Annotated in this window: 16 protein-coding genes and 1 riboswitch; of the genes, 6 read left to right on the forward strand and 10 right to left on the reverse strand. The window is 64.3% G+C overall.

Annotated elements, in window-relative coordinates:
* Positions 1 to 54: 54 nt before the first annotated feature.
* Positions 55 to 258 carry a hypothetical protein gene (locus tag V6B08_RS16530; RefSeq protein WP_341982869.1) on the forward strand — a complete coding sequence of 68 codons (204 nt, stop codon included), beginning with the start codon at positions 55 to 57 and terminating at the stop codon, positions 256 to 258.
* Positions 259 to 342: 84 nt separating this feature from the next.
* Positions 343 to 1185, forward strand: coding sequence for an MraY family glycosyltransferase (locus V6B08_RS16535; RefSeq protein ID WP_341982871.1), 843 nt, complete (start codon positions 343 to 345; stop codon positions 1183 to 1185).
* Here the strand turns inward: V6B08_RS16535 and V6B08_RS16540 are convergent.
* From V6B08_RS16540 to V6B08_RS16555, 4 genes are all read right to left on the reverse strand, one after another.
* Positions 1182 to 2135: a glycosyltransferase family 2 protein gene (locus tag V6B08_RS16540; protein WP_341982873.1), complete on the reverse strand. Its 954-nt coding sequence runs from the start codon at positions 2133 to 2135 to the stop codon at positions 1182 to 1184. The genes V6B08_RS16535 and V6B08_RS16540 overlap by 4 nt on opposite strands.
* A 67-nt stretch (positions 2136 to 2202) precedes the next feature.
* Positions 2203 to 4341 carry an O-antigen ligase family protein gene (locus tag V6B08_RS16545; RefSeq protein WP_341982875.1) on the reverse strand — a complete coding sequence of 713 codons (2139 nt, stop codon included), beginning with the start codon at positions 4339 to 4341 and terminating at the stop codon, positions 2203 to 2205.
* A 173-nt stretch (positions 4342 to 4514) separates the two neighbouring features.
* The gene (locus tag V6B08_RS16550; protein WP_341982877.1) at positions 4515 to 5336 is read right to left on the reverse strand and encodes an alpha/beta fold hydrolase; all 822 of its coding nucleotides are present in this window, start codon (positions 5334 to 5336) and stop codon (positions 4515 to 4517) included.
* Positions 5337 to 5543: 207 nt separating this feature from the next.
* Positions 5544 to 6647 (reverse strand): autotransporter outer membrane beta-barrel domain-containing protein, encoded by a 1104-nt coding sequence (locus V6B08_RS16555; protein WP_341982879.1) that lies wholly within the window; start codon positions 6645 to 6647, stop codon positions 5544 to 5546.
* Positions 6648 to 7053: 406 nt separating this feature from the next.
* Positions 7054 to 7194: riboswitch (TPP riboswitch) on the forward strand.
* Between the two features lie 73 nt (positions 7195 to 7267).
* Here V6B08_RS16555 and thiC point away from each other — a divergent pair.
* Entirely contained in the window at positions 7268 to 9100 is a 1833-nt protein-coding gene (thiC, locus tag V6B08_RS16560; protein ID WP_341982881.1) for a phosphomethylpyrimidine synthase ThiC, read from the forward strand.
* A 142-nt stretch (positions 9101 to 9242) separates the two neighbouring features.
* A complete protein-coding gene (locus V6B08_RS16565; protein WP_341982883.1) occupies positions 9243 to 10313 on the forward strand; it encodes a TIM44-like domain-containing protein in 1071 nt (356 codons plus the stop codon).
* 129 nt (positions 10314 to 10442) lie between these two features.
* On the opposite strand, the gene V6B08_RS16570 is transcribed toward V6B08_RS16565, so the two are convergent.
* Genes V6B08_RS16570 through V6B08_RS16590 form a run of 5 tightly spaced genes read right to left on the reverse strand, consistent with a single transcriptional unit; the run spans position 10443 to position 15344 of the window.
* Positions 10443 to 10844: a F0F1 ATP synthase subunit epsilon gene (locus V6B08_RS16570; protein WP_341982885.1), complete on the reverse strand. Its 402-nt coding sequence runs from the start codon at positions 10842 to 10844 to the stop codon at positions 10443 to 10445.
* Positions 10845 to 10877: 33 nt separating this feature from the next.
* A complete protein-coding gene (atpD, locus tag V6B08_RS16575; RefSeq protein WP_341982887.1) occupies positions 10878 to 12302 on the reverse strand; it encodes a F0F1 ATP synthase subunit beta in 1425 nt (474 codons plus the stop codon).
* A gap of 49 nt (positions 12303 to 12351) precedes the next feature.
* Positions 12352 to 13236 (reverse strand): F0F1 ATP synthase subunit gamma, encoded by an 885-nt coding sequence (locus V6B08_RS16580; RefSeq protein WP_341982889.1) that lies wholly within the window; start codon positions 13234 to 13236, stop codon positions 12352 to 12354.
* A gap of 18 nt (positions 13237 to 13254) precedes the next feature.
* A complete protein-coding gene (gene atpA, locus V6B08_RS16585) occupies positions 13255 to 14784 on the reverse strand; it encodes a F0F1 ATP synthase subunit alpha (RefSeq protein WP_341982890.1) in 1530 nt (509 codons plus the stop codon).
* Positions 14784 to 15344: a F0F1 ATP synthase subunit delta gene (locus V6B08_RS16590; RefSeq protein ID WP_341982891.1), complete on the reverse strand. Its 561-nt coding sequence runs from the start codon at positions 15342 to 15344 to the stop codon at positions 14784 to 14786. The genes atpA and V6B08_RS16590 overlap by 1 nt, the downstream gene beginning before the upstream one ends.
* 375 nt (positions 15345 to 15719) lie before the next feature.
* Here V6B08_RS16590 and mutY point away from each other — a divergent pair, with 375 nt between their 5' ends.
* Positions 15720 to 16823 (forward strand): A/G-specific adenine glycosylase, encoded by a 1104-nt coding sequence (gene mutY / locus V6B08_RS16595; protein ID WP_341982893.1) that lies wholly within the window; start codon positions 15720 to 15722, stop codon positions 16821 to 16823.
* A gap of 49 nt (positions 16824 to 16872) precedes the next feature.
* Here the strand turns inward: mutY and V6B08_RS16600 are convergent, their stop codons facing one another.
* On the reverse strand, positions 16873 to 17643 hold the full coding sequence (locus V6B08_RS16600) for a crotonase/enoyl-CoA hydratase family protein (protein WP_341982896.1): 771 nt from the start codon (positions 17641 to 17643) through the stop codon (positions 16873 to 16875).
* Positions 17644 to 17824: 181 nt separating this feature from the next.
* Between V6B08_RS16600 and V6B08_RS16605 the strand changes: the two genes are divergently transcribed.
* Positions 17825 to 19858 (forward strand): elongation factor G, encoded by a 2034-nt coding sequence (locus V6B08_RS16605; RefSeq protein WP_341982898.1) that lies wholly within the window; start codon positions 17825 to 17827, stop codon positions 19856 to 19858.
* Positions 19859 to 19886: the final 28 nt, after the last annotated feature.

Consider the following 19886-nt stretch of genomic DNA (forward strand, 5'->3'; position numbering starts at 1 on the left):
ATTTCATTCCCAAATGATATAAGCTGAACCTGTTTCAAGCTCCAGGAGGGCCCCATGAAGTTTAGCATTCTCACCCTTGCCGCCGGTATGCTGCTGATTGGCAGCACCGTTGCCCAGGCGCAGACAGTGCCCCAGGTCGTAACGCCGGTGATCGCGCCGATCGTCACCCAGAACCAGGCCGGTGCCACTTCCCAGGCGGTCCAGGACGGGACCAAGAAGGCCGAGGAAAAGGCTTCGGAGCAGGCACCGAAGAAGTAAGCCTGTACGCCACTCTGTCGGCCGCGCCGGATGTGACAATTCGGCGCGGCTTTATTTTTGCGCCGAACCAGCGTAAGCCGGGCCATGTTCCCGAGCCAGAATCTCCTGCCCTCGCCCTTGTCGCCGGATTACTGGCCCGCTGTTGCCGGCCTTGGCTGGCCACTGGCTGCGGCCTTCCTGGTCGCGCTGGCAGGTACCTGGCTTGGCATGCGGCTGGCACCCAGGCTTGGCGCCATTGCGCAGGTGCAGGCCGACCGCTGGCACCAGAGCGGCGCCGTGCCGAAGCTGGCCGGGCCGGGCCTGCTGGCAGGCCTGGTCTTTGCCCTGCCGCTGCCGCTATGGCTGGTGGCGGCCTCAGCCTGCCTGATCGGCTGCCTCGATGACCGCCAGCACCTCGCGGCGGGGCCGAAGGCGCTGCTGCTGCTGGTTCCGGCCCTGGCCGGTGCCTGGGTAACCGGACAGGCCTGGGTAGCCCCGGCGATCTGGATCGCGGCGAATGCCTGGAACCTGCTGGATCATGCCGATGGCCTTGCCGCCGCCGCCGCCTGCGCCGCCTGCCTGCTGATGGGCGTTGCCGGCGGCCCGCTGGCGGCCGCGGCGCTGGCCGGCTTCCTGGTCTTCAATCTGCCGCCGGCCCGCAGCTTCATGGGCGATGGCGGCAGCCTGCTGCTGGGCACCACCCTGGTGCTGCTGGCGGCGCCGCTGGGGCCGGAAGTAGCCCTGGCCTGGAGCGCGGTGCCGCTGCTCGATTCCGCCCTGGTGGTGGCGAGCCGGTTGCAGCGCGGCGCGAAACCCTGGATCGGCGGCACCGATCATTCCGGCCACCGCCTGCTGCGCACCGGCCTGCCGGCTTTCTTGCTTCCGCCACTCTATGCCCTGGCCGCCGCCCTGTTCGGCCTGACCGTAACTGCCCTGATGATGCGTTAGGTGTCGCGCTGAAAAGCCCGGCGTAAAATGCCGGGCAAGTCGCCGGGCAGACGCCGCAGAAAGATCAGCCCGAAACGCAGCCACAGCAACGTCGAGACCAGCGACAGGAACCAGCGCGGATAGCTGGTGTGGAAATGCTTGACGAAATAGTAGCTGGCGCTGCGCGTCTTGTGCCATTCGACGAAGATGCGGGAGACATCAGACGTGGAGAGATGGTGCGGGATCGGTATGTCGCCAGCATAGAGCACCCGCCCACCCATCTGAGCGATGCGGATGCACAGGTCGGCATCGTCGAAATGCAGGAACATGTGATCATCCATGCCGCCGAGCTGTTCATAATAGCGGCGTGGAATCATCATGAACGCCCCCGACACCGTGGGCACTTCAGCCACACTACGCTCTGCTTCGGCATCAAAGCGGTGCAGGCGGCGGAAATAGGGATGATTGGGAAACAGCCGGTCCAGCCGCAGCAATTCCATCAGTACGCGCCAGGGCGAGAGGATTTCGCGCCGGCCACCACGCTGCTCGCGGCCATCGGGATGTTGCAGCCGGCCGCCGCAGAGCCAGACCCGCTCCTGCTGCGCAAAGACATCAAGGATCCGGCTGAAGGTCGCGGGCAACAGCACGCAATCGGGATTGACGAAGGCGATGTAGTCGGCCTGGGCCTGCGCCGCGCCGAAATTGCAGCCAGCGGCAAAGCCAAGATTGCGCCTGGCTCGCAGCAGCTTGAGACGCGGTTCGGTTGCCGCCATTGCGGCCAGGCGCTGGCGCGTCTCTGCCGAGTTGCCGTTATCCACCAGGATCAATTCGACCAGTTCCGGCTGCGCCAATTGCGAGGCGATGTTTTCCCACAGCACCGGGCCGGTGTAGTAGCTGACAGTCACAGCCGAGACCCGGCGCGGCAATGGCGCGTTCAATTCGCTCGGCAATGCTAACGGCTGCTCAGACACACGATACTCCGAAGGGCCTAAAACCGGCTCAATACCTTAATTCCAGCGCCTTGTCGAACCGCCGGACCTATCGAACACTATTGATCAGGGCCTTGAAATTGTCGTCCAAAGGGAAAAATTGCTCAACGCCCGCGGCAATGGCGCGCCGTGCCAGAGCAGCGCCTTGGCGCTTAGCCTCCGGTTCTGGCTGCTGCAGCAATACCCCTCCTTCGAAAAAGAGGCCAATCGGGTCCTCCGGCCGGGCCTTGCGCAAGCGGAGGGCCAGCTCCCTGACCTTATCAAGCTGACCTGTCTGGAAGGTCCAGTTCAGATAGCCGAGGGCAATGTTGCTGCGCCAAGGGGCCAGCTCCAGGCCGCGCTCAATAATCTGGCGCCACAATGCGATATGGGGCAGCAGCAATGGCTGGTAAGCCGCGAGGGTTGGCCGCAGCATGATTTCGTCAAACAATGCACTGCCATACAGCGGTATCAACGGCGACGTGGTTTCAGGCAGGCGCAACACGATGATCTGCCTCAGCCAATCGATACGCGCCGCCTCTCGCTCGAAATTGGGTGTTGGTTTGCCCGGCTCGTGGCGACCGACCAGGAACCGGATTTCATAGTCCACCATATCCGCGATTTGGATATCGGCGCGGCGCGGATCCGCCGGCAAAGGTGGTGGTGGCGCGAGCGGCTGGCGCTGCGATTCAGTCTCGGCTGAAAACCAAGCTCGCTGCTGATCGATATCGCGGGCATAGCGATCCAACAAAATGGCGCCCCAGATATAGGTGACGGAAATCAATATCAGACTGCTCGCTGCGGCCGTGCGCCTGATCAGAACCGCACGCATCGGCGCGGCGCGCACCAGGGCAGCATTGCCGCCAGCCACAAGCGGGATGCCTTGCCGCCCGATAACGGCAATCCAGGCCAGAGCCATGTAGGGTACGGCGAAGATCAGCTCAAACCACAAGCCCAGCGAGAGAATATAGGCCACCACCAGACCAAGCGTGAGACCCCGCCGCAGCGGCAGATGTTGATCTTGCGCGAGCCATGCCGGCTGCAGCAGCAACCAAGCGGTCAACAACACCGCCGGCAAGCCACCATCATGCAAAGCCTGCATCAGCCAGTTATGCGCATGCAGGTATTTTGAGGTCAGCACGTGCCAATCGTTCACCCGCCATATAGGGAAACCGGAAAACGTGACATGAGACATCATGGTGTTCGATATGCTGCCGGCGCCATTGCCAAACAGCCAGGCGATGGGCTGTTGCTCAGCCGCTGCCCTGATGACCAACCACACCATGCGGCGATCCTCCAGTGAGGCGATACTGGCGGTCAACGCTGGAATGCTGACGAGGATAAGAGGCAACAAAGCGGCGAATACCAGGATCAGCCCGACCATTGCCGGGCGGCGGATCAAACTGAGCCAGCCCTGCTTCGGCAGGCGCCACCATAACAGGGCAATGGCAAGGCCGACCAAAGCCGCGCCCATCATGGTCAATGCCTTTGACAGGACCAGCAGGCCCACGGCGAGCAAGCCAGCAATGATCCGCTCGGCAATTTCCAACCGGCCCTGCGCGGGCATTGCCCAGGCCATGACCGGCAGCGCGAGCCCGGGCCAGGCATAGTAGGCCAGCACCTGGAATACCGTCTCGGTACCGTTGAGGCGATCAAGGCCAAGCACCACCAGGATGCCTGCGGATGCGGCCATGCCGCCCCATAAGACCAGCCGCAAGGCGCGCGGCTGGCGCAGCACCAGATCGCCCAACAGCAGCCAGAGGCCAAGCCCGGTATACCATAGCGGCCCGAAGCCGGATTGCGGCACGCCAAGCAGACGCAGCCGCCATTCGGCGCCCGTGAAACCGCCCGGGCCGCTTAGCAGCAGCCAGGCGGCAAGCAGGAAGGCTGGCAGGGCCAGCAAGAGCGCAGGTCGTGATGGCCGGCCACCCGCCCCCAGCCAGACCGCCAAGACCATTGCGCCAAGCGCGGCCGCAATGAAATGCGCAATCACAATCGGCTCGGCCAATTGCCAAAGCCCGCGCTTGAATAGCGGCAGAGAAAAAAGCGGGCCGGCCAGCGCCAGCCACAGCACTGGCACCGCAAGATAGGGCGCGATACGTTCAACAGCCGCCACAGCGGCGCTGCCGGTCTCCTCGCCTGCAGGGCGGGCCACAGCGCTGGCAGAGGATGCTGGCTGCTGTTGTGGGCGTTTGGCCTTCCTGCTCATGTCTAACCCCTCATGGCTCTCGGTCCATGACTCCGCTAGACGCCAGTGCGCCTGACTCGCTCGACTGGGACAGGGACGGCTTGGCCACGCAGCACGCTCCAATGATGTTATTGGGGCTGATTAAACGAAAATGGCGGCTTTGTCGAACCGGGCTTTACTTTCAGCCCGCCTCCTTACCGCTGTGGCGCCACTGGCGACAGTCGCGACAATTGCGGCCACAGCTTCGCCCAGCAGCAATCGTGATCGGCGTCGTCGATCCGTGTCACCAGGGCTTCAGGCTGCAGGCCATACCGGCGCAGGGCGGCAAAGGTCAGCTCCGGCGGCACCTGCTTGTCGCGGCTGCCGACAAAATGGCGCTGCGGCAAACGCGTCCAGGCCGCAGCAGTCTCGGTGCTGTTGCGCGAGCCGAAGAGCGGCGTGTCGCCGAAATGACTGGTCCAAGCCTGATGGTCGAGCAGGCCTGAAACGGTGACGATGCTTTCGATGTCATTGCGGCTGCCAGCCAGCAGCAGCGCCATCAACGCCCCACCGGAATAGCCATAAAGCTGCAACCGCCGCGCACCAAAGCGGGCGACATACTGGTCGATGGCCTCATTCAGTGCCGCCACGGTTTCCGGCGCGAAGCGGTGTGTGGTCCAGTATTCCGAAACGCAGTTGCGCGCCTTATCGCCGCCGATGAACTGGCAGGGCCGCGCCAAATACAGCAGGTTGGGCAAAGGATGGCGTGCCGCCAGATCCAGCGCCACCGGCTTGCCTGGTGTCGGATCGCCAGAGCGCTGATAGCGGCTGATATAGGCTTCGCCATCGCCCTCGATGAAAATGCCAAGACGCGGATCGCTCGGATCGCCTTGGCGATAATATGCCGCGATATCGAAGCTGCGCGTGGCGAAGCGCACCCGCTGCAGCGGCGGATTTGCCAGGCGCGCGGCGGCATCGGCGCGGGCTTCATCGCTCAGCAGCAGTCCGCCGCCTTCGCAGCCGGCCAGCAGGAGCATAAATAACAGGCAGCCAATACCGCGCAACAGAGTCATATCAGCAGGCATCCCCATCCCGTGACGGCATCATCATGCCAGCCAGACTGCCTGCCGTCGCCACGTTTGAAAAGCGGCATGGCAAAGAATGGTGCCTGAACAGCAAAAAGGGCCAGACCTTGCGGTCTGGCCCTTTTGTTTAAGCCGGCCGTTTAAGCCGGAAGGTCTGGCTTAGAAGGTGGCGCGGAGACGGGCCGAGACGCTCCACACGTCAAGGTCCTGGCGGCCAGCCGAGAGATAGGCGCCTTCCACATTGCCGGAGAAACTACCCAAGCCGAAGAAGTTGATGCCAAGGCCGATCTGCGCGCCGAGCTCGTCGTCATTCGAGAAGGTGCCGTTGCCCAGGGCCACCGGGGCGTTCTTCTCGAAATCATACTCGCCAACCAGCTTCACATACGGCATCACCTTCTCGAAGGCATAGCCGACATTGCCGCCGAAGGTCACGCGACCCAGCTTGGTGGTGCTGGAGCCGACCAGGCCGCCGGTCGATTCAGTGTAGGCGTCGCTCTTTTCTTCAAGATACATCACGCCAACCGTCGGCATCAGGCGCCAGCGACCGAAGCCATAGGCGCCGTTCAGGTTGCCGGAAACAAACCAGCGCTCGGCATCATACGAGCCGCGCACGTTGGTGTTGCGGACCACGTCGTAGTTGAGCATGCCGTAGCCGCCCGAAGCGCTGATGCTCCAGGTGTTGTTCAGCTGGAAGCCGAAATACGGGATGATCGAAAGACCGTCGCTCTTGGTGGAGCCATTGTTGAACGTGGTGGTGAGGTCGAGGTTCTCGTAGCCCAGCGAAACGCCGATCAGGGCGCGGTCGCTAAGCTTGTAATCAAGGCCGCCGACCACGTTGTAAACGTTGCCATCCATCTGCAGGCCGGCCTGGCTGTTCTCCACCGAAGCATAGCTGCCCTGCATCCAGGTGCCGAACTTCTTGTCGGCCGAACCGGCGGCGCGACCGGAGTCGCGACCGTTCATCGAGATGGGACCAGGGGTAGCGCCGCCGCTGGGGCTGAAGCCACCGCCGGTGCCGCCGCCAGTAAAGCCGCCGCCGATGCCGCCGCTGATGGCGCCACCGATGGCACCGCTGATCAGGCTAGCGGTCTGGGCCGAGGCGATCGGCGCGGCCACCGCGGTAACTGCCTGGTTGGCAACGGCACCCGAATTGGAGACGTCAGAAGCGGCGAAAGCCGGCGCGGCGGCGAAGAGGCCACCGGCCACCAGGCCAAACGTAAGGACGCCGAAGGCAAATCTTGCCGCTGCGATTTTCCGAATCATTATTGCGCTCCCAATAAAAAAACCTCAGGCGCCAGTCCGTTTGCAGACCGAAACCGCTTCAGGTTGGAGACTATGTGAGTCCGGCGACGCTGGTCAACCTGACAATGCGCCTCTGCCGTTTACTTTGCTCGCTGTTGCAAAAACAGCACAGTCTGGTTGGTTTTTTTACAATTTCGCACGCCCCAACACAGCGTTAGCCAGACTTTTCCCTGGGCCGAGGGGAGCTTTACCCGTGCTTTTTCGCGCCGCTTAAGGCTTTCACCACCGAGACTCCACATCTTGCAGTATATGTATTTGACACAGGAAGTTGACCATACGCGCTCATAAACACAACTTTTAGTGGCTTTTTTCGCGTCGCCGAGGTATCTGCCCGGATTTGACCCGGCGGCTTCCGTATTCTACTTTTGCCGGCACCGAGGGGTGCCCCGCCAGGGGGCTGAGATTCGGACCGGCCTGGAATACTCGCAAAGAGCAATCCCGGCAGCGCCGTGACCCTTAGAACCTGATCCGGGTCATGCCGGCGGAGGGAACGGACCTGCCAGGGGGATTATCCTCCTGCCCCCATACTCTTTCCACCCCATTCCCGGGTCTCCCAGCCTCACCGCACCAGGAGATCCGCCATGTCCACCATCCAGAACGGCCCGCATCAGGCCCCAAACGTCACCACCGGAGCGCTGCCGGCTTCCGAAAAGCATTACAGCGCCGGCCACCTGTTTCCGACCATCCGCGTACCGCACCGCGCCATCGCCACCCATCCCAGCGCCAATGAAGCGCCGCTCTGCGTCTACGACACCTCCGGCCCCTACAGCGATCCGGCCCAGGTGATCAATATCGCCGCCGGCCTGCCGCGCTGGCGCCAGGCGTTGATCGAGGCGCGTGGCGATGTGGCCCAGTATGGCGGACGGGCGCTGCGGCTCGAGGATAATGGCGGCCCGGGCAATGCCCAGGCGAGCGTGCCGCCGTTCCCGCAACAGCATGCCCCGCTGCGCGCTAGTGGTGCGGCGGCCGTGACGCAGCTTGCCTATGCCCGGCGCGGCATCATCACCACCGAGATGGAATATGTGGCGATCCGTGAGAACGAGGCGCGGCGGCAGGCTGCGGACATGCAGCGTGACGGTAAGGATTGGGGCGCGGCCATCCCCGATTTCGTGACGCCGGCATTCGTGCGCGACGAAATCGCGCGCGGCCGCGCCATCATTCCGTGCAACATCAACCATCCCGAACTGGAGCCGATGATCATCGGCCGCAATTTCCGCGTCAAAGTGAATGCCAATATCGGCAATTCGGCGGTGACATCCTCGATGGCCGAGGAAGTGGACAAGATGGTGTGGGCTATCCGCTGGGGCGCCGACACGGTGATGGACCTCTCGACCGGGCGCAACATTCACAATATCCGCGACTGGATCCTGCGCAATGCACCGGTGCCGATCGGCACGGTGCCGATCTACCAAGCGCTGGAAAAGGTGAATGGCCGCGCCGAGGACCTGAACTGGGACGTGTTCCGCGACACGCTGATCGAGCAGGCGGAACAGGGCGTGGATTATTTCACCATCCATGCCGGCGTGCGGTTGGCGCATATCCCGCTCACTGCGCAGCGCGTCACCGGTATCGTCAGCCGTGGCGGCTCGATCCTGGCAAAGTGGTGCCTGGCACATCACGCCGAGAATTTCCTCTACACCCATTTCGAGGATATCTGCGACATCATGCGGGCCTACGATATCAGCTTCTCGCTCGGCGACGGCCTGCGGCCCGGCAGCATCGCCGATGCCAACGACGCTGCGCAATTCGCGGAGCTGGAGACGCTGGGCGAATTGACCCGCATCGCCTGGGCGCGCGACTGCCAGGTAATGGTGGAAGGCCCCGGTCATGTGCCGATGCACAAGATCAAGGAAAACATGGACCGGCAGTTGGAAAGCTGCGGCGAGGCGCCGTTCTATACGCTCGGGCCGCTCACCACCGATATCGCGCCGGGCTATGACCACATCACCAGCGGCATCGGCGCCGCGATGATCGGCTGGTTCGGCTGCGCCATGCTCTGCTACGTGACGCCGAAGGAGCATCTCGGCCTGCCCGACCGCCACGACGTGAAGACCGGCGTGATCACCTACAAGCTCGCCGCCCATGCCGCCGATCTCGCCAAGGGCCATCCCGGCGCCAGGCGGCGCGACGACGCCTTGAGCCGCGCCCGCTTCGAGTTCCGCTGGGAGGACCAGTTCAACCTCAGCCTCGACCCGGAGACGGCGCGCGACTTCCATGACAAGACCCTGCCCAAGGAAGCGCACAAGACGGCGCATTTCTGCTCCATGTGCGGGCCGAAATTCTGCTCCATGCAGATCAGCCAGGAAGTGCGCGCCGAGGCTGTTAAAGCCAAGGACGCCGGCATGGCGGCCATGGCCGAAAGTTTCCGGCAGGGCGGCGGCGAAATCTACACCGCCAAGCCGGCAGCCGAATAACCGAACTTCTGGGTGAATTGGCTGGAGGATTTCCGGGCGGTGACATCTTGCATAAGTCACCGTCCGGCCTTACATAAATATCCCATAACCAGCAGCCGCATGGACGGCGCTGGGGTATGGGAGATGGAAGGGGAATCCGCCGATGCGTCGCATCACCAAGTTTCTCGGTATTTTTGGCCTGGCTTTCAGCCTTGCCATCCTGCCCGCCCTGGTGGAAGCCAAGGCCGGCCGCTCCGGCGGCGGTGGCGCCAGCATTGGCAGCCGTGGCAGCCGCACCTATGATGCCGCACCCTCGACGCCGACGGCGCCCACCGCGCGTCCGGTGGAGCGCAGCGTGACCCCACCGCCTGCCAACCAGCCGGCTGCCAATCAAGCTGGCACCCGCCAGGCGGCTCCTGCCGCCGCGCCTGCCGCCCAGGGCGGCTTCTTCCAGCGCAATCCCTTCATGGCCGGCATGATGGGCGGCCTGCTCGGCGCCGGCCTGGTTGGCCTGCTGTTCGGCTCCGGCCTGTTCGGCTCCGGCCTGGGTGCCGCCGGCATCCTCGGCCTGCTGCTGCAGGGCCTGCTGATCGGCGGCCTGGTCTACCTGGTGGTCGCCATGTTCCGTCGCCGCAGCGCCGCTTCCGGCCCGCAGCCGGCTTATGCCGGGGCTGGTGCTGGTGCCGGTACTGGGGGCAACCCGGAGACCATGGCGCGGCAATCTTATGAGGCGCCGTCGCATGGTGGTGGGCGCTACGACATCCCTGCCGGCGGCAGCAGCAATGCCCGCGGCCAGATGGCGCTGCAGACCGATGGCGTAGGCATCGAGGAAGCCGACTATCAGGCTTTCGAGCAGAGCCTGAAGGATATCCAGGCCGCCTGGAGCAAGGGCGACCTGACGGCGCTGGGCAATCTGGCAACGCCGGAAGTCTCCAGCTTCTTCGCCCGCGAACTGGCCACCCTGGCCAGCCGTGGCCTCGCCAACCATGTCGAGCAGGTAACCCTGGAACAGGGCGATCTGGCCGAAGCCTGGCGCGAGGACGGCATCGACTATGCCACCGTCGCGATGCGGTGGACGGCGCTGGACTACACATTGAACCGTACGGATGGCAGCCTGGTCGAAGGCAGCCGCAGCGAGCGCGGCGAGAGTGTGGAAATCTGGACCTTCATGCGCGCCAGCCAGGGCGGCAAGTGGCTGCTCTCGGCGATCCAGCAGCCGGAAGACACCAACTAATCAGATACGTCTGAACGAACAGCGGCGCGGGAGCCCCGCCGTTTTTTATTTGGCGCCAAACAAAATCCTCACTCAAAACAAAACGGGCGCCGCAAGGGCGCCCGTTCCGTTAATTGATATGCGGTAACTTTAAGCCGCAGCTTCCAGCATCGCGCTGAGCTTGTCGATCTCGGCCTGGGCGCGGTTGCGGGCGTGGTCTTCCTTGGCATCCGCCAGGTCCTCGCGCGCATCCTTCAGCTTGGCTTCGATCTTGTCGCGCTTCAGCTCAGCTACCGGCACGGCCTCCTCGGCCAGCACGGTCAGCTTGTTGTTCGACATCTCGGCGAAGCCGCCGGCGACGAAGATGCGCTCCTCGCCCCCGCCGGCCTTGGTCACGTCGATGACGCCAAGCCGCAGCGACGAGATCACCGGCGAGTGGCCGGGCAGAATGCCCATGTCGCCTTCCTCACCCGGCACCGTCACCATTTCGGCCTCGATCGAGAGCAGAAGCTTCTCGGGCGAAACCAGCTCGAAACCAAAGGTCTCGGCCATGCTGCGTACTCCTTAAATCGGACCGCTTCAGGCTCAGGCCGCTTCGGCGGCCATCTTCTTCGCCTTGGCAATCGCCTCGTCGATGCTGCCGACCATGTAGAAAGCCGATTCCGGCAGATGGTCGTGCTTGCCTTCGCAGATTTCCTTGAAGCCGCGGATGGTCTCGGCCAACGGCACCTGCACGCCCGGGAAGCCGGTGAACACCTGCGCCACGTCGAACGGCTGGCTCAGGAAGCGCTGGATCTTGCGCGCGCGGGCCACGGTGAGCTTGTCCTCTTCCGAAAGCTCGTCCATGCCGAGAATGGCGATGATGTCCTGCAGCGACTTGTAGCTCTGCAGGATGTTCTGCACCTGGCGGGCAACCTGGTAATGCTCTTCGCCGACGATGCGCGGATCGAGAATGCGCGAGGTCGAGTCGAGCGGGTCCACCGCCGGGTAGATGCCGAGTTCGGCGATCTGGCGGCTAAGCACCGTGGTGGCGTCCAAGTGGGCGAACGACGTCGCCGGCGCCGGGTCGGTCAAGTCGTCGGCCGGCACGTAGATGGCCTGCACCGAGGTGATCGAGCCCTTGTTGGTCGAGGTGATGCGCTCCTGCAGGCCGCCCATGTCGGTGGCCAGCGTCGGCTGGTAGCCCACGGCGGAGGGGATACGGCCGAGCAGCGCCGACATTTCCGAACCCGCCTGGGTGAAGCGGAAGATATTGTCGACGAAGAACAGCACGTCCTGGCCTTCCTGGTCGCGGAAGTATTCCGCGAGCGTCAGGCCGGTCAACGCGACGCGGGCGCGGGCGCCCGGCGGCTCGTTCATCTGGCCGTACACCAGGGCCACCTTGGAGCCCGGGCCATCGGTCTTGATAACGCCCGACTCCATCATTTCGTGATAGAGGTCGTTGCCCTCGCGGGTGCGCTCGCCGACGCCGGCGAACACGGAGTAGCCGCCGTGGGTCTTCGCGATGTTGTTGATCAGCTCCATGATCAGCACGGTCTTGCCGACGCCAGCGCCGCCGAACAGGCCGATCTTGCCGCCCTTCGAGTAGGGCGCGAGCAGGTCGACGACCTTGATGCCGGTGACCAGCACCTTCTGCTCGGTCGACTGGTCGACGTAGTCAGGCGCCGGGGCGTGGATCGGCGCGGCCTTCTTGGCGTTGACCGGGCCGCGGTCGTCGATCGGCTGGCCGATCACGTTGATGATGCGGCCCAGCGTCTCCTGGCCCACCGGCACCGAGATCGGCGCGCCGGTGTCGTTGACTTCCATGCCGCGCACGAGGCCGTCGGTGGAGTCCATGGCGATGGTGCGCACGGTGTTTTCGCCGAGATGCTGCGCCACTTCGAGCACCAGATGGTTGCCCTGGTTGGTGCAGACCAGCGCGTTCAGGATCGACGGCAGATGGCCGTCGAACTGCACGTCGACGACGGCGCCGATAACCTGGGTGATGCGACCGACCTTGTTGGTTGTCATGATACTGCTCCGCTCCTGCTATTCTCTGATCGTCCCGCGCGCGCCGTTCTTAAACGGCCTCGGCGCCGGAGATGATTTCGATGAGTTCCTTGGTGATCTGCGCCTGGCGGGTACGGTTGTACACCGTGGTCAGTTTCTTGATCATTTCGCCAGCATTGCGCGTGGCGTTGTCCATCGCCGACATGCGCGCGCCCTGTTCGGAGGCGGCATTCTCGAGCAGCGCCCGGTAGACCTGCACCGACAGATTGCGCGGCAGCAGCTTTTCCAGGATGGCGCCTTCTTCCGGCTCATACTCGTAGGCCGCGCCGCCGATATCGCCCGCGACTTCGCCTTCACCGCCAACCTGGGCGGGGATGAGCTGGGTGCCGGTCGGGATCTGGCTGATCACGGACTTGAAGTTGTTGAAGAAGATGGTCGCGACGTCGAATTCGCCGGCCTCGAACATCGCCAGCACGCGGTCGGAAATCTCCTGCGCTTCGGTGAAGCCCACCTTGCGCACCTTGGAGAGATCGACGGTGTCGACGATCTTGTCGGCATGGTCGCGACGCAACTGGTCGCGGCCCTTCTTGCCGACGCAGAGAATTTTCACCTTCTTGCCCTGGGCGGTCAGCTCCTCGATCCGCCGGCGCGCCAGCTTGACGATCGAGGAATTGAAGGCGCCGCAAAGGCCGCGTTCGGCGGTGGCGACGACGAGCAGATGCACGTCGTCCTTGCCGGTGCCGATCAGCAGGCGGGGGGCGTTATCCGCACCCGCCTGGCCGGCGGCCAGGGAGGACAGCATGCCTGCCATGCGCTCGGCGTAGGGACGGGCCGCTTCCGCGGCCTCCTGCGCCCGGCGCAGCTTGGAGGCTGCCACCATCTTCATCGCCTTCGTGATCTTCTGGGTCGATTTGACCGAGTTGATCCGAATGCGCAGGCTCTTAAGGCTGGGCATCGCGCGTGATCCTCAGGCTTAAGCGAAGCTCTTCGAGAAATCCTCGAGGATCGCCTTCAGCTTGGTTTCGATATCGGGGGTCAGCGCCTGGGCATCGCGGATGCCCTGCAGCAGGTCGCCATGCTTGGAGCGGACGGCGCCCAGGAAGGCGGCCTCGAAGCGGTTCACGGCATTCACCGGAATCTTGTCGAGATAGCCCTTCACGCCGGCATAGATCGACACGACCTGCTCTTCCACCGGCAGCGGCTGATACTGAGCCTGCTTCAGCAGCTCGGTCAGGCGCGCGCCGCGCGCCAGCAGGCGCTGGGTGGCGGGATCGAGGTCTGAACCGAACTGGGCGAAGGCAGCCATTTCACGATACTGCGCAAGCTCAAGCTTGATCGAGCCGGCAACCTGCTTCATGGCCTTGATCTGCGCGGCAGAACCGACGCGGCTGACCGAGAGGCCGACGTTGATGGCCGGGCGGATGCCCTTATAGAAGAGTTCGGTTTCGAGGAAGATCTGACCGTCGGTGATCGAGATCACGTTGGTCGGAATATAGGCCGACACGTCGCCCGCCTGGGTTTCGATGACCGGCAGCGCGGTGAGCGAACCGGCGCCCAGCTTGTCGTTCATCTTGGCGGCGCGCTCGAGCAGGCGCGAGTGGATGTAGAACACGTCGCCCGGATAGGCTTCGCGGCCCGGCGGACGGCGCAGCAGCAGCGACATCTGGCGGTAGGCGACGGCCTGCTTGGACAGATCGTCATAAATGATCACGGCATGCATGCCGTTGTCGCGGAAGTATTCGCCCATGGCGCAGCCGGTATACGGGGCCAGGAACTGCAGCGGCGCCGGCTCGGAAGCAGTGGCGGCAACGACGATGGAGTATTCCATCGCGCCAGCTTCTTCCAGGGTCTTCACCACCTGGGCAACGGTCGAGCGCTTCTGGCCCACCGCGACGTAGATGCAGTAGAGCTTCTTCTTCTCGTCGCCAGCGGCGTTCACCGCCTTCTGGTTCAGAATGGTGTCGATCGCCACGGCGGTCTTGCCGGTCTGGCGGTCGCCGATGATCAGCTCGCGCTGGCCACGGCCAACCGGCACCAGGGCGTCGAGCGCCTTTAGGCCGGTCTGCATCGGTTCATGCACCGACTTGCGCGGGATGATGCCCGGGGCCTTCACTTCCACGCGGGCGCGGGTGACGTCCTTGAGCGGGCCCTTGCCGTCGATCGGGTTGCCGAGCGCGTCGACAACACGGCCCAGCAGGCCCTTGCCGATCGGCACGTCCACGATGGCGCCGGTACGCTTGACGATGTCGCCTTCCTTGATGCCGCGGTCTTCGCCGAAGATCACGACGCCGACATTGTCGACTTCGAGGTTGAGCGCCATGCCCTTCACGCCGCCCGGGAACTCGACCATTTCACCGGCCTGCACCTTGTCGAGGCCATGCACGCGGGCGATACCGTCGCCAACGCTGAGCACCTGGCCGACCTCGGAAACCTCGGCTTCAGCGCCGAAATTCTTGATCTGGCTCTTCAGGATTTCGGAAATCTCTGCGGCGCGGATATCCATCACGCAACCCCTTTCATCACGGACTTGAGCGAGTTGAGCTTGGCACGGACCGACGCATCGATCATGCGCGAACCGAGCTTAACGACGAGGCCACCGATCAGCTCGGGTTCGACCCGGGCCTGAAGCACCACGTTGCCGGCGGCGGCCGACGACAACGCCGTTTTGAGCTGCGCCAGCGACTGATCGTCGAGCGGCGCGGCCGACACCACCTCGGCGACGATTTCGCCGCGATGATGGCTGAGCAACTTCTTGTAGGAGGAAATCACATCCGCCAGAACGAACAGCCGGCGGTTCTGCGCCAGCACACCAACGAAACGGCGGGTGAGATCGTTGAAACCAGCCTTGTCCATCACAGCAGCGATGGCAGCGCCCTGTTCGGCGCGCGAAAAGGCGGGCGAACGGATCAGCCGCACCAGATCGGCCGACGAGGCCAGCATCTTGGTGAACTGCTCCAGATCATTGGCAACGGCATCAAGCTGGCCGTTGTCCCGCGCCATGTCGAACAGCGCGGTGGCGTAACGACCGGCAATGCCGGAGACGAGAGCGCTTTCCTGAGCCACGTACGACCCTTTGTTTATCGGTCCGCCCTCGCGCTGCGGCGCAAGGAGAACCCCCAGTCGGAACCACGAGTGCTATGTTGGGCCGCCTAAATCTTCGCCAGGGAGGCACAAGATCTTGATTGGCCTGGCTTTTTGCACACAAACGGAGCGGTAATCCGCCACCCACCCGGCGCGAAAGCCGCGTTTACCTAGCATAAGGGTTTCGCCCCCGCAACATAGACCGGTGTGGCAGTCGCGACTAAACGTCGCATAAACGGCAGCTTCTCGAAGTTATCCACAGGTTCCGCTCTGATCTGTATCGAATACTGCGCGAAAAGGTAACGGAATCGATGGCGAGACATCGCGGGACGCGCAGTGATGGCGTAGCTTTCGGCCATGCCCCGCCGCCCTAAAGAAGCGAATCCGAGTCCTGTCCTTGATCCCAGCCAAAAGCGTCAGGCGGCACGCATCGCCGGGCTGCTGCTGCCCTGGTACGACCGCCATCACCGCTCCCTGCCTTGGCGGGCCAATCCGGGCCAGCCGAAAACCGAGCCCTACCGGGTCTGGCTCAGCGAAATCATGCTGCAGCAGACCACGGTGGCGACCGTCGGCCCGTATTTCGGGCGCTTCCTGGCGCGCTGGCCAACGCTGACTGCACTGGCCGATGCCCCACAAGAGGATGTGCTGGCCGAATGGGCCGGGCTTGGCTATTACGCCCGCGCCCGCAACCTGCATGCCTGCGCCAAGGTACTGCGCGACCAGCATGGCGGTATTTTCCCCGATAGCGTCGAGGCCCTGCTGGCCCTGCCCGGCATCGGTGCCTACACGGCGGCCGCCATCGCGGCGATTGCCTTCGACCGCCCTGCCGCCGTGATGGATGGCAATGTCGAGCGCGTGCTGGCGCGGCTGTTTGCCGTGCGCGAGCCGCTGCCCGTCGCCAAGCCGGTGCTGCGCGCCCTGGCGGAAGCCGCGACGCCTGACGAACGCCCCGGCGACTACGCCCAGGCGATGATGGATCTCGGCGCCACGATCTGCTCGCCGGGCGAACCCGACTGCCTGCTCTGTCCGCTCAATAAGCTCTGCGCCGCGCGCAAGCTCGGTATCGCCGCCAGCCTGCCGGCCAAGGCGCCGAAGCCGGAACGGCCACGCCGGCATACCCTGGCCTTCCTGCTGATGCGGCCGGACGGCGCCATGCTGTTCCGCCGTCGCCCCGAAAAGGGCCTGCTCGGCGGTATGCTGGAAGTGCCGAGCGCGCCGTGGCGCGATACGCCCTGGGCACTAAAAGATGCCCTGGCCCATGCGCCGCTGGACCGCATCGACTGGCAGGAACGGCCCACCAGCGCCGAACATGTCTTCACCCATTTCGCGCTGACCATCCGTGTCGCGGAAGCGCGTATCGATGCGCGGCAGGCGGCGAAACTGGAAGGCGACTGGCTGCCACCCAACGAGGCAGCCGTTCCGACCGCGATCAAGAAAATGCTGAAGCTGCGGTCGGGTTAAAAGAACACATTTTCATGCCCGGGGATGACGAGAGTAATAGTATGAAGCCTTAAATCTCTTTGAAGCTTCCATGGCGGCCGGCGCCATCGCGGAAACGCGCGGCACCGTTGATGGCTTCGGCCTCCACCACCGGCCAGCCGCCTTCCGCCTCGTGATGCAGCGCGGCGTCGATCGAGAGATTCCACTGATCATAGCTCGATATCCGGTCGGTCTTCATGCAGAGCTGCGGGAATTGCGCGATCTCGGCGGCCATGGCTTCCGCCGCCTGGCGCGCCTGGCCGTCAGGCACCACACGGTTGGCCAGCCCGAAGGACAAAGCTTCCGCCGCCGGTACGGCGCGGCCGGTGAGGATCATGTCCAGCGCCCGGCTATGGCCGATCATGCGCGGCAGCCGCACCGTGCCGCCATCGATCAGCGGCACGCCCCAGCGGCGGCAGAACACGCCGAACACCGCGCTCTCCTCCGCCACGCGCAAGTCGCACCAGCAGGCGAGTTCCAGGCCGCCGGCCACGGCATAACCCGCCACCGCCGCGATCACCGGCTTCGACATCTGCAGCCGCGTCGGCCCCATCGGGCCTTCGCTTTCCGGCGTGGCGTCGTTGCGCCGCTCGCCATCGGCCACCGCCTTGAGGTCAGCGCCGGCGCAGAAATTGCCGCCCTCGCCCCACAGCACCGCAACGCGGGCCGTGTCATCGGCGTCGAAAGCCTTGAAGGCGGCGCGTAATTCATCGGCATGCGGCTTGTCCACCGCGTTGCGCGCTTCCGCCCGCGACAGGATCACGGTGGTCACCGCGCCCTGCTTCTCCACCCGCACCGCCATGGCTGTTTCCTCCAGATATCAATTGTTTAGGCGAGGCTAACGGGCGGTTCCAGGAACAACAACCATTATTCCGAGACTCTTTCGCCGTGATGTGGAATCCTAGTGACCAGACGGGCCGGTCAAAACCCGCGTCGAGTATTCCCCAGACTGCATCTGGCATCTGAAAACGGGAGGAAAGCGCATGGTAGCCAAACCGCTAGCCAAGCCGCGCGTAGCCGCCCTGGTGGGGCCCTACACCGCCGGCAAGACAACCCTGCTCGAGTCACTGCTGTTCGCTGCGGGAGCGATCCCGCGCAAAGGCTCCGTCGCCGCCGGCACATCGCTCGGCGACAGCCAGCCGGAAGCGCGGGCACGGCAGATGACCATCGAGCCGAATATCGCATCGCTTTCCTTCCTGGGCGAAAGCTGGACCTTCATCGACTGCCCCGGTTCGGTGGAACTGGCGCAGGAGGCGCTGGCAGCATTGATGGTGGCGGATATCGCCATCGTGGTAGCCGAGCCGGATCCGGCACGCGCGGTGACCCTGGCGCCTTTGCTGCAATTCCTTGATGCGCGGCGGATTCCGCATCTGCTGTTCATCAACAAGATGGACAAGAGCAGCTTGCGCATGCGCGACCTGCTCACCGTGCTGCAAACCGTGTCGTCGCGACCCCTGGTGCTGCGCGAAGTGCCGATCCGCGATGGCGAGCAGATCGCCGGCTATGTCGACCTGGTAAGCGAGCGCGCCTATCGCTGGCGTCCGAATGCCGCCTCCGACCTGATCGAGATGCCGGAACTGGTGAAGCCACGCGAGGCCGAGGCCCGCCAGAGCATGCTGGAAGCCATCGCCGACTTCGACGATGTGCTGCTGGAGCAATTGCTGGAAGACCGCGTGCCAGCGCCCGCCGAAATCTACAGCCAACTTACCCGCGACCTGCAGCAGGACCTGATCGTGCCGGTATTCTTCGGCTCGGCGGAACAGGGCAATGGCGTGATGCGGCTGCTGAAAGCCTTGCGGCATGAAACGCCGGAGCCGATGCAGACCGCCGAACGGCTGGGTATCAAGAGCAACGGCAGCTTCGCCGCCACGGTGTTCAAGACCCTGTATCAGGCCCATACCGGCAAGCTGTCGCTCTGCCGTGTGTGGTCCGGCAGCCTGGGCGAGAATGCCACGCTCGGCAGCCGGCGCATCGCCGGGCTGCTCAAACCCATGGGCGGCGAACTGACAAAGCTGCCCATGGCCGAAACCGGCATGGTGGCGGCCATCGCCAAGCTGGAAGAAGCCCAGACCGGCGACCGCCTCGGCGCGGAAGGCCGGCAGCAGGCGGAAGCCGGCTGGCCAGAGGCACCTGCGCCGGTGATGGCCTATGCGCTGGCACCGGCCGACCGCAAGGATGAGGTGAAACTCTCCGCCGCCCTGCACAAGCTGCTGGAAGAGGACCGCGCGTTGAGCCTTGAGCATGGCGGCCAGCACGGCCAGTTGCTGCTCAAGGGCCAGGGGGAAATCCATCTCAAGCTCGCCATCGAGCGGCTGCAGCAGCGCTTCAATGTCTCGGTGCGGATTGCGGCACCCCTCACCGCCTATCGCGAGACGATCCGCCACAGCACTTCCTACCATGCCCGCTTCAAGCGCCAGAGCGGTGGCCATGGGCAGTTCGCCGATGTGAAAGTGGAAATCGCACCGCAGCCGCGCGGCAATGGGTATGTCTTCCATAACCGCGTGGTCGGCGGCGCGATCCCGAAAAACTACATCCCCGCCGTGGACGAGGGCATTCAGGAAGCCCTGGTGCGCGGGCCGCTCGGCTTCCCCGTGGTGGATGTGGCGGTGACGTTGCTGGACGGGCAATCGCATGCCGTCGATTCCAGCGATCAGGCCTTCCGCACCGCCGGCGGCATGGCCCTGCATGAAGGCTTGCCGAATTGCGCGCCGGTGCTGCTGGAGCCGATCCAGAGTGTCAGCTTCACGGTGCCGAATGCCTTCACCGCCAAGGTGCATGCCATCGTCGCCAGCCGGCGCGGGCAAATCCTCGGCATGACAGCCCGTGAAGGCTGGAGCGGCTGGGATGTGATCGACTGCTACCTGCCGGAATCCGAGATGACCGGGCTGGCCACCGAACTGCGCTCGGCGACTTTGGGCGTCGGCGGCTTCGCGGCGCGGTTCGATCACCTGCAGGAACTGATCGGCAAGCTGGCCGACCGCGTGGTGGAGGACCGGCGGCGCGCGCTTGCCGCCTGAGTCGAAAGGGCACGGAACAGCGGCGCGG

It is taken from the genome of Ferrovibrio sp. MS7 (genome assembly GCF_038404985.1).
Taxonomy (GTDB): Bacteria; Pseudomonadota; Alphaproteobacteria; order Ferrovibrionales; family Ferrovibrionaceae; genus Ferrovibrio; species Ferrovibrio plantarum.